Origin of the sequence: Clostridium tepidiprofundi DSM 19306 (assembly GCF_001594005.1) — a bacterium.
In the GTDB taxonomy this organism is placed as follows: Bacteria; Bacillota; Clostridia; order Clostridiales; family Clostridiaceae; genus Clostridium_AC; species Clostridium_AC tepidiprofundi.
On the sequence record NZ_LTBA01000057.1, the window covers coordinates 1 to 9,158 of the forward strand.

Annotated in this window: 14 protein-coding genes; all 14 read left to right on the forward strand. The window is 30.6% G+C overall.

The features are described from left to right. Positions 1–864, forward strand: an 864-nt coding sequence (locus CLTEP_RS12385; RefSeq protein ID WP_153016331.1) for a DnaB-like helicase C-terminal domain-containing protein, incomplete at its 5' end; no start/stop codon positions are given. Between the two features lie 16 nt (positions 865–880). Beyond that, the gene (locus CLTEP_RS15485; protein WP_278319555.1) at positions 881–1,015 is read left to right on the forward strand and encodes a hypothetical protein; all 135 of its coding nucleotides are present in this window, start codon (positions 881–883) and stop codon (positions 1,013–1,015) included. Between the two features lie 16 nt (positions 1,016–1,031). Next, positions 1,032–1,349, forward strand: coding sequence for a hypothetical protein (locus tag CLTEP_RS12390; RefSeq protein ID WP_066827166.1), 318 nt, complete (start codon positions 1,032–1,034; stop codon positions 1,347–1,349). Positions 1,350–1,369: 20 nt separating this feature from the next. Then, on the forward strand, positions 1,370–1,522 hold the full coding sequence (locus CLTEP_RS15105) for a hypothetical protein (protein ID WP_169798789.1): 153 nt from the start codon (positions 1,370–1,372) through the stop codon (positions 1,520–1,522). A 92-nt stretch (positions 1,523–1,614) separates the two neighbouring features. Beyond that, on the forward strand, positions 1,615–2,016 hold the full coding sequence (locus CLTEP_RS12400) for a DUF5348 domain-containing protein (protein WP_066827171.1): 402 nt from the start codon (positions 1,615–1,617) through the stop codon (positions 2,014–2,016). A gap of 9 nt (positions 2,017–2,025) precedes the next feature. After that, on the forward strand, positions 2,026–2,163 hold the full coding sequence (locus CLTEP_RS15110) for a hypothetical protein (protein WP_169798790.1): 138 nt from the start codon (positions 2,026–2,028) through the stop codon (positions 2,161–2,163). 156 nt (positions 2,164–2,319) lie between these two features. Further along, positions 2,320–3,522, forward strand: a complete 1,203-nt coding sequence (locus tag CLTEP_RS12405) for a phage portal protein (RefSeq protein ID WP_066827172.1) — start codon at positions 2,320–2,322, stop codon at positions 3,520–3,522. Next, positions 3,509–4,081, forward strand: a complete 573-nt coding sequence (locus CLTEP_RS12410; protein WP_066827174.1) for an HK97 family phage prohead protease — start codon at positions 3,509–3,511, stop codon at positions 4,079–4,081. The genes CLTEP_RS12405 and CLTEP_RS12410 overlap by 14 nt, the downstream gene beginning before the upstream one ends. A gap of 3 nt (positions 4,082–4,084) precedes the next feature. Further along, on the forward strand, positions 4,085–5,323 hold the full coding sequence (locus tag CLTEP_RS12415) for a phage major capsid protein (protein WP_066827176.1): 1,239 nt from the start codon (positions 4,085–4,087) through the stop codon (positions 5,321–5,323). Positions 5,324–5,459: 136 nt separating this feature from the next. After that, complete coding sequence (locus tag CLTEP_RS12420) at positions 5,460–5,729, forward strand: head-tail connector protein (RefSeq protein WP_066827177.1); 270 nt, start codon at positions 5,460–5,462, stop codon at positions 5,727–5,729. Further along, positions 5,722–6,027 carry an HNH endonuclease gene (locus CLTEP_RS12425; protein WP_066827178.1) on the forward strand — a complete coding sequence of 102 codons (306 nt, stop codon included), beginning with the start codon at positions 5,722–5,724 and terminating at the stop codon, positions 6,025–6,027. Before CLTEP_RS12420 ends, CLTEP_RS12425 begins: the two co-directional genes overlap by 8 nt. Positions 6,028–6,126: 99 nt before the next feature. Next, positions 6,127–6,477 (forward strand): hypothetical protein, encoded by a 351-nt coding sequence (locus CLTEP_RS12430; protein WP_066827180.1) that lies wholly within the window; start codon positions 6,127–6,129, stop codon positions 6,475–6,477. 3 nt (positions 6,478–6,480) lie between these two features. Further along, positions 6,481–8,121 (forward strand): terminase large subunit, encoded by a 1,641-nt coding sequence (locus tag CLTEP_RS12435; RefSeq protein WP_066827182.1) that lies wholly within the window; start codon positions 6,481–6,483, stop codon positions 8,119–8,121. Between the two features lie 135 nt (positions 8,122–8,256). After that, positions 8,257–8,955, forward strand: coding sequence for a sigma-70 family RNA polymerase sigma factor (locus CLTEP_RS12440; protein WP_066827184.1), 699 nt, complete (start codon positions 8,257–8,259; stop codon positions 8,953–8,955). The last annotated feature ends 203 nt before the right edge of the window (positions 8,956–9,158 follow it).

The window sequence follows — 9,158 nt, forward strand, 5'->3', positions numbered from 1 at the left end:
GGTAAGAGATTAGAACTTGAAAAACCCCAACCATTAGGAATACTAACAGGATATAGGGATTTAGACAGAATGTTAAAAGGAATAGTTGAGGGCAGTTTAGTAACGTTATTAGCTAGAAGTGGTATAGGGAAAACTACATTTGCATTGGATTTAACTAAAAAAATAGCAATTGAAGGTAAATCAATAACATACTTTTCATTAGAAATGCCACCGGAGCAGATGTTTTTGAAAATGGTGCTAACACAAGCTAAGCTGAAAATAGAAGAGTATATATCTATTACTAGGTATAGCGAAAAAATTATTAATGATTTATCAATTGCAAGTAATAAAATAGCTGCTTTGAATATTAATTTTTCAAAAGAAAGAGATATAAGTAAAATTGTAAATTTAATAAACTATTACGTTAGAAAGAAAAAGACAAAGATATTTGTTATAGACTATTTAAACATAGTTAAAAGTGATATAAAAACGAATAATACTGATATTCTATACAATGAAATTACAGCAGAACTTAAACAAGTAGCATTGAAAACAGGAGCAATTATATTCTTAGTGGTACAAGCTAATAGGACAGTAGATAGCCAAGCAGATAAAAGACCCAACTTAAAAGATATAAAAAGCTCATCATCTATCGAGCAGAATAGCGACTATATAATATCGTTGTATAGGAACTTAGATTTCAATAATCCAGCTAAAAGGAAAGAAGCATTTGATAAAGGAAAAATTGATTACAATAAACCTAATGCAGATGTTAATCCGGAATGTTTTGAACTTATTGTATTAAAGAACAGGCATACTGGATCATGTGGAACAGTTTATTTAAAATACTTATCTAATTTAGGGTTTTTGAATTGGATATTTTAAATAAAGAAGGTATTTCATGAAAGAAAATATTCAGTCATTAGTTAGGAGAGTAGGAGAAAAATATCAACAATCACCAAAGGAATTAAGAATATTTATAGGCAAGGTACTTGAAGGAACGATTAAACTATCAAGTGATAAAAAAATAAAATAGAGAGGGAGTATTAATGATGAATAAAGAGTTAAGAGAAAGATATTTCACATTAAAGGGTAAGTTTTTGGAATTGAAGGATAAGATGATTGAGAAAAAACATGATTCTATGACTTTAGCAATAGCGTCAAATGAATCGCTTGCAGCAATATATTTTGATGATTTCAAGTTGACATTTTATGAAAAATTACAAGAAATAGACTTAATACTATATCTTAATTCACAAATGGTAGGAAGTTTGAATATCGCCGAAAGTAATAAAAATTTTCAATTCGATTTCTATTTTGATGAGGTAAATGTTGATTTTATAACTGTAGAAGAAAAAAAGGCATGCTAATTTATGAAAGGAATGATTTCATGATTAAGATAAAAGCTACATTTCAAAATACAGAAGAGAAGGAAAAACTTATACAACAGTTATCAAGAGAATTCAAAATATCAAAGATTTCAAAAGAATACAAAAAAGAAGGTTTAAGTAAAAGAATTTACATAAACCTTAAAAATAAATAAAAAAAAGCTCATTCCTAAAGGAACAAACTATAACCCGCAATTATAGTTTAACCTTTAGGAGTGGAAAAATCAAGTGTTTGGAGGGGAATTCCATGAATAAAAAATATATTAAGGCTAAATTAACAACAGAAAAAACATTAGGAATGTTAAATAACATACGTAAAATTGCAAGTGTTTATGAATTTGAGGATAAACAAGTTTATAAAGCATTAGAGAATGTAATAGAAAGCATTGAGGATTTTATTAATGAAATAGAGTATTATTCTAAAAGTGCAGAGGTAGGGAAATTATATATAAATTCTAATGGTAGATATGAATTAAACAGTAAAGAGCTCTATAGTGGTTATCCAATAGAAGTATATAACGAAGAATATGGAGAATGGAACGCTGGAAGAATAGAGTATAGCAATAAGTATGGTGGATATTATTTTTATAACTGTGATGAGGAACATTTTGCTTTGAATGATGGAATGAAAGCAAGAATAAGGGGTTGAGGTGATATTATGAGTGTATATATACTATTTGAATATATCAAGGAATGTAAAAAGAAGAATATAGAGCCTAGTCAAAAAGGACTATATGATTATAAAAAATTGAGGGAAATAAAATATGCAATAAACGTTGAAAATTATACACTTTAAGGGTATTTTATGATATAATATCAATAGAGATAAAAATAAATATTTAAGTACCCCACAGTGATGTGGAAGCCATGAATATAAGGCACGGGAAATTAACTTAACGGAGAAATCCGTTGAGTTGTTCTTGTGCTTTTTTATTTTGTTAGGAGTGATTAGGTGTCATTTTTGAGTAAATTATTTGGTAAAAATAAAAGTCCTACAAATGCAGGACGAATTGAAGTAATGAATGGAAGTCCTGCAATGTTTACTCCATTTAGTGGAAATGCATACGAAAGCGATATATACAGAGCAGCAGTTGATGCAATAGCAAGAAATGCGGCGAAACTTAAACCAACACATGTGATAACAATACAAGGTCAAAGAAAAGACGGAGATAGTCAATTAAATAGAATATTGCAAGTAAGGCCAAATCCATACATGACAGCTTATGACATGATTTATAAATTAGTAACTCACTATTATTTATATAATAATGCATTTGCTTATTTGCAGAAGGACGATAGGGGTAATTTAACTGGCATATATCCGTTAAGACCTTTACAAATGGAATATATGACAGATCCAACTGGGGAATTGTATTGCAAGTTTTTATTTATGGGTGGTAAAACTTTTATAGTACCATTTAAAGAAGTATTCACAATAAGAAGGTTTTATAATTCAAATGATTTGTTAGGAGATACAAACACAGCTATAATACCAACTTTAGAATTAGCACATACCCAAAGCGAAGGAATTAAAAATTCTATAAAATCAAATGCAACAATAAGAGGTATCTTAAAATATAACCAGGTATTAAGTCCGGAGAAGTTAAAGCAAGAAAAAGAAGCGTTTATAAATGATTATTTGAACGTAAGTAATACCGGAGGAATTGCAGCTATAGACAATAAATTTGATTATATTCCTTTAGAAAATAAGCCGATAGCTATAAATGATAAGCAATTACAAGCAGTAAAACAGAAAATATATGATTATCTAGGAATATCAGAAAACATTGTAAAGAGTACATACAATGAGGATGAATGGGCGGCATTTTATGAAAGTGTAATTGAGCCTTTAGCCGTGCAATTTTCATTGGAATTAACAGATAAGTTGTTTACCCAAAGAGAGCAGGCATTTGGTAATTCGATATTACTTGAAGCAAATAGATTACAATTTGCAAGTAATACAACAAAGACCAATATATTAAAAGAATTAATGCCATTAGGGTTATTTACAATTAACCAGGCATTGGAAATATTAAATTTACCGGCAGTTGAGAACGGCGACAGAAGGGTCCAAACGTTGAATGTAGTATCAACGGATATAGTAGACCAGTATCAAATGAAAGGTAAAGGAGTAAAAGAAAATGAAGGAGATTAGAACAGCTAATTTAAGAGCCACAGACCCGGCAGGGGAAAGCGGTTTTAAATTAGAAGGTGTACCTATAGTATTTGATACACCAACTAAAATAAATGATGTATTTGGTTCATATACAGAGATAATAAAAAGGGGTGCTTTGGATAATGCAGATTTATCCGACATAAGGTTACTTTATAATCATGATATGAGTAAAGTACCATTAGCACGAACACCAAAAACAATGAGGTTTAATTTAGAACCGGCAGGGCTAAAGATGACCGCAGAGTTACCCAATACCGAAGAAGGTAAAAGCGTTTATACGGCAGTAAAACGTGGGGATTTATCCGGTATGTCATTTGCTTTCAAAGTACCACCGGGAGGAGATACATTTGATGCAAAGACCAATACTAGGACAATAACAAAAATTGAAAAGGTATATGAATTTAGTATTACACCATTTCCAGCGTATCCGCAGACTTCAATTGAAGCAAGGACAGCTATTCAAGGAACATGGGATAAACAAAAAGAAAAGGATAAATTAAGAATAAAAGTAAATCAAATATTGAAAAGGAGTGTATAATCTATGAAATTTGAAACAATTGCAGACGCATTTAATTATTATAGAAATTCAAGTGTAGCAGATATTGAAAAGAGAGCTACAGAGATAGGAAATATAATTGATACAGACCCAAAGGCAGATATTGAAAGTTTGAATATAGAACTTGAAGGATTAAAACAAGCAAAGACAAATATTGAAGAAAGAAGTAAAGGAGCAAACGGCGGTAACTTTAATCCAATAACAGAAATGAACTTCAATAACAATCAAAATAAAGTACCGGAAGGCGATATATTCGCAAGTAAGGAATATAGAAATGCTTTTTATAAAAACTTATTAGGTCAGAAGCTTACAGAAGTTGAAAATAGAACTTTTAAAAGAGCAATGGAAATCGTAGAAGTTGAAAAGAGAACAGATGCATTTAGTACAACAACAAATGCGGCAGCAATATTGCCAACAACTACATTGAATGAAATTATTAAAAAAGCTCGTACAATGGGAGGCTTAATCTCAAATTGTAGAGACTTCAATATACCAACAAATATAAGCGTACCTATTGGAACACCTTCAAGTAAAGCACAATGGCATACAGAGGGAAAAATGGTTGATAGTGAAGACCCAAGTAAAAACATAATAAATGTTAAATTTGCAGGGTATGAAATAATCAAAGTATTTTCTATATCAGCAGCAGCAAAGAAAATGACAATATCAGCATTTGAAAGTTATATCATTGATGAATTAAATAATTGTGTAATGGAATGTATAGCAGATGCATTAGTTAATGGAACTGGAGAAGAACAGGGAACAGGAATATTAACAGGAATTACGTGGAATGAAAAAAATAGTTTTACATTTGCAAAGGCAGGAAGTCCAACATATAAAGACTTTGTAAAAATGATGGGAATGTTAAAAAGAGGTTATGCAGCAGGAGCAAAATGGGCAATGAATAATTCAACACTATATAACCTTGTATATGGATTAGTAGATGCACAGAAAAGACCAATATTTATTGCAGACCCTAAAAATGAAGGTATAGGCTATATATTAGGAAAGCCAGTTATCATTGATGATAATATAGCAGATGATGTTATATTATTGGGTAATTTTAATTATATGGGTTACAATATGCCGCAAGGAATTATCATTGAAACATCAAGAGAGAGCAGTTTTAAAAGTGGCTTAATTGATTATAGAGCCTTAGCAATAGCAGATACAAAACCTTTAGTTGATGAAGCATTTATAAAGATGTCAAGAGCAGAAGCATAATAAAATATAGGGTGCTCAAAATTGAGCAGGGGTACTAGAAATTTTTATGGGGGTTGCACAAAATTACGCAGACCCCCTTTAATTTAAAATTTGATAGCTCAAAATTGAGCGGTCAAATATAGAGAGGTGATATTAGATGATTATAGATATAGAAGAAGCTAGAGATACTTTAAGAATAGATGGAGCATATGCTGATACTATAATATATCCTTTATTGGAAGCTATACCGTCATATTTAGAAACTACAACAGGTAAATCATGGGACACAGTACCTGTACAACCATTAGCAAAACAAGTAGCCAAGTTTATATTGATAAAATGGTTTGAAGGTACAGACGAATATGATAAAACAATTCAAGGATTATTGATAGCATTAACAGCATTGGGAAGGGAAAACAATGGCTAAGGAATATGCAAAAAACTTTTATAAGAGCAAAGAATGGATTAAATGTCGTAATAGTTTTATGGCGAGTAAAAATTATATATGCGAAAGATGTGGTAAACCTGCATATATAGTACATCATAAAGAGCATATAACACCATCTAATATTAATAATCCAAACATTACGTTAAATTGGGATAATCTTCAAGCATTATGTATTGAATGTCATAATGTGGTTCATGGAAAATGTGAAGCTTGTATTAATGGAGTAGCGTTTAATGATAACGGAGATTTAATTTATACCCCCCAGGTCGAAAAATAAAACGGAAGCCGTCAAGACCGGGCGGCACCATTTCAAAGCCTCTCTATTATTTTTTTGTATTAAGCGAGGGGTAAAACAAAACAAAAAAGAGGTGATTTTATGGTAACTTCAAAGAAAAATATTAATTTATCCAAGGATATGAAACAACTTAAAAAATTATTAAAAGATATACCAAAAGATAGACAACCAATAGCACAAAGTTTATTTAATGAACTATCGTTTATGCAAAAAACACTTGTTAAATTAAAAGAACAAATCGAAGAAGATGGACCAGTTTCAATGTTTAAGCAAGGTAAACAGGAATTTTTAAGAGAACATCCAGCACTAAAAGGTTATAATACAACAATTCAAAGATATAGTTTATTATATAAACAATTAACAGAATTATTACCACCAATAGAAGAAAAAGAAAAATCAGACCCTTTGATTGACTTCATAAAGGGGGCTTAATATATGAATTACATAATTGAATACTGGAAAGGAATTAAAAGCGGTAAATATATCGTATCTAAAAGAGTTCATAAACAATACGAAAAGCTTGTCAATGATATTAATAACCCAGGTCAATATATATTTGATGAAACCAAAGCAAACAAGCCTATTGAGTTTATAGAAAGATTTTGCAAACATAGTAAAGGGGAATGGGCGGGAAAGCCAGTTATATTGGAGTTGTTCCAAAAGGCGTATATTTCCGCCTTATTTGGTTTTATAGATAAATATACAGGGTTGAGAAAATATAAGGAAACCATGTTTTATGTGGCTAGGAAAAATGGAAAAACAACAATGTTAAGCGGTATTGCTGCATATATGATGACAGCAGACGGTGAGGGTGGAGCAGAAGTTTTTTCAATAGCGACTAAGAAAGACCAAGCAAGAATATTATTTGACGAAACCCACAATATGGTTAAACAAAGTCCGGACTTATCAAAGCATATAAAAAAGCGAAAAGCGGATTTATATTTTCCGTTAACCATGAGCCGATTTCAACCATTAGGCAAAAATAGTGATACACTAGATGGTTTAAATGCTCATTGTGTTATCATGGATGAATTACACGGTATTAAAGACCGTAATTTATATGAAGTAATGAAACAATCTATGAGTGCAAGACGTCAACCCTTAATGGTTATGATAACCACGGCTGGAACAGTTAGAGAATGTATATTTGATGATATGTACGAGTACGCTTGTAACGTAGTTGATGGGACTTTTAATGATGATACATTTTTACCTATTCTTTATGAACTTGATAAAAAAGAAGAATGGACAGACCCGGAAGCATGGGGAAAAGCAAACCCGGGATTGGGAGTTATAAAAAAAGTTGATGATTTAAAGGTTAAAGTTGAAAGAGCAAAGAATAATCCAAAGGATTTAAGCGGAATATTAACAAAAGATTTCAATATCAGAGATACTATAAGTAGTGCATGGCTTACATTTGATGATTTAAATAATACGGCAACCTTTGATATAGCAGATTTTAGAAATTGTTATGCTATAGGTGGTGCTGATTTATCTATTACAACAGATTTAACATGTGCTACTCTTTTATTAATGGATAAAGAAACAGAAAAAAGGTATATACATCAGATGTATTGGTTACCTGCAGAAAATTTTGAAAAGAGAGTGAAAATTGAAAAGATACCCTATGATAAATGGTTACATAGAGGATTATTGAGATTATGTAACGGAAATTCAATTAATTATAGTGATATAACGGTATGGTTTTTGGAAATGTTAAATAAGTATTCTATAACTCCATTATGGATTTACTATGATAGTTATTCAGCTAAATATTGGGTTGAAGAAATGGAGCAATATGGTTTTAAAATGGTAAGGTGTATTCAAGGAGCAAAGACTTTAAGTTTACCAATGCAAATGATGGGAGCAGATCTTCAAGCTAAGAAAATAAATTATAATAATAATCCTATACTTAAATGGTGTTTAACTAATACAGGAATACAAACAGATAGAAACGGCAATATAGTTCCAATAAAAAATCAAGCGTCAAAACAACGTATTGATGGAGTAGCTAGTATGTTAGATGCTTATGTGGGATTATATGAACATTATGAGGAATTTATAAGGGCATTATAGCAAGGTTTATAAATTAATTATTAAACGCTAAATGACGTAACGAATCGTTACCCCATCATAGATTCATTATTTATAAATTAATTATTAAACGCTAAAAGGAATTAATAATATATAAACGCACAGAGGTGATTTAAGGTGACTAATGAGGAATTAGTACAATTATACCAACAAGGTGATAAACAAGCCTTAGAAACGATTATAGAGCAAAATAAGGGTATTGTATATACGTTGGTTAATAAGTTTTATATTAATCGAATTAATTCAGTAGATAAAGAGGACCTGGAGCAGGAAGGAATTATAGGATTGATAATAGCTGCTAACAAGTATAAATTAGACATTGAAAAGCCGTGTAAATTTAGTACTTATGCGGTTTATTGGATATATAATAAAATAAACAGATATGTTAATAAAAGAAATACCAATAATGAAACAAGTTTAAATATGCTTATTAATGAATCAGACGATACAACAATTGAAGATACTATAAGGGATAATATAGATTTAGAATATAATTGTATAGAAAAGCTATACCAGGAGGAAATGCGAAGGGATTTAGAATATTCAATGAATAAAGTAAATACGTTAAAAGAGCGTGAGATATTAATATTAAAGTATGGTTTGAATAACTATGAAAAATTAACGTACAAGGAGATTGGAGAAATATTTAATACTAATGGTGAAAGAATAAGGCAAATTAGTGCAAAAGCAATGAGGAAATTAAGGAATAATGCTTATGGATTACCAATTAAGAAATATAGAGATGAATTTATGAAAGAAAGAGCCAGTATTAAATACGATAATGTTGATTCATTAATTAACTGGTATGTGAGTTAGTTTTAACTACCCCTGCCTCAAATTTGCGGCACCCCTGCTTGAAATTTCAAGCACCCTTTTCGTTGATAATCCAACTTTCTTGGGTTCTCCTTAAATTATCTGTGATACGTTGTTTTGACGTATCCTCTCTTAGTATATGGCACTGAATTTTTCAGTTTAAAATGAAAAACTTACAAGGCTAGATGTAGGTATCTGTATTTTAC

Coding starts and splice junctions, on each gene's coding strand:
- CLTEP_RS15485 (WP_278319555.1), top strand. CDS start 881: ATGAAAGAAAATATTCAGTCATTAGTTAGGAGAGTAGGAGAAAAATAT.
- CLTEP_RS12390 (WP_066827166.1), top strand. CDS start 1,032: ATGAATAAAGAGTTAAGAGAAAGATATTTCACATTAAAGGGTAAGTTT.
- CLTEP_RS15105 (WP_169798789.1), top strand. CDS start 1,370: ATGATTAAGATAAAAGCTACATTTCAAAATACAGAAGAGAAGGAAAAA.
- CLTEP_RS12400 (WP_066827171.1), top strand. CDS start 1,615: ATGAATAAAAAATATATTAAGGCTAAATTAACAACAGAAAAAACATTA.
- CLTEP_RS15110 (WP_169798790.1), top strand. CDS start 2,026: ATGAGTGTATATATACTATTTGAATATATCAAGGAATGTAAAAAGAAG.
- CLTEP_RS12410 (WP_066827174.1), top strand. CDS start 3,509: ATGAAGGAGATTAGAACAGCTAATTTAAGAGCCACAGACCCGGCAGGG.
- CLTEP_RS12415 (WP_066827176.1), top strand. CDS start 4,085: ATGAAATTTGAAACAATTGCAGACGCATTTAATTATTATAGAAATTCA.
- CLTEP_RS12420 (WP_066827177.1), top strand. CDS start 5,460: ATGATTATAGATATAGAAGAAGCTAGAGATACTTTAAGAATAGATGGA.
- CLTEP_RS12425 (WP_066827178.1), top strand. CDS start 5,722: ATGGCTAAGGAATATGCAAAAAACTTTTATAAGAGCAAAGAATGGATT.
- CLTEP_RS12430 (WP_066827180.1), top strand. CDS start 6,127: ATGGTAACTTCAAAGAAAAATATTAATTTATCCAAGGATATGAAACAA.
- CLTEP_RS12435 (WP_066827182.1), top strand. CDS start 6,481: ATGAATTACATAATTGAATACTGGAAAGGAATTAAAAGCGGTAAATAT.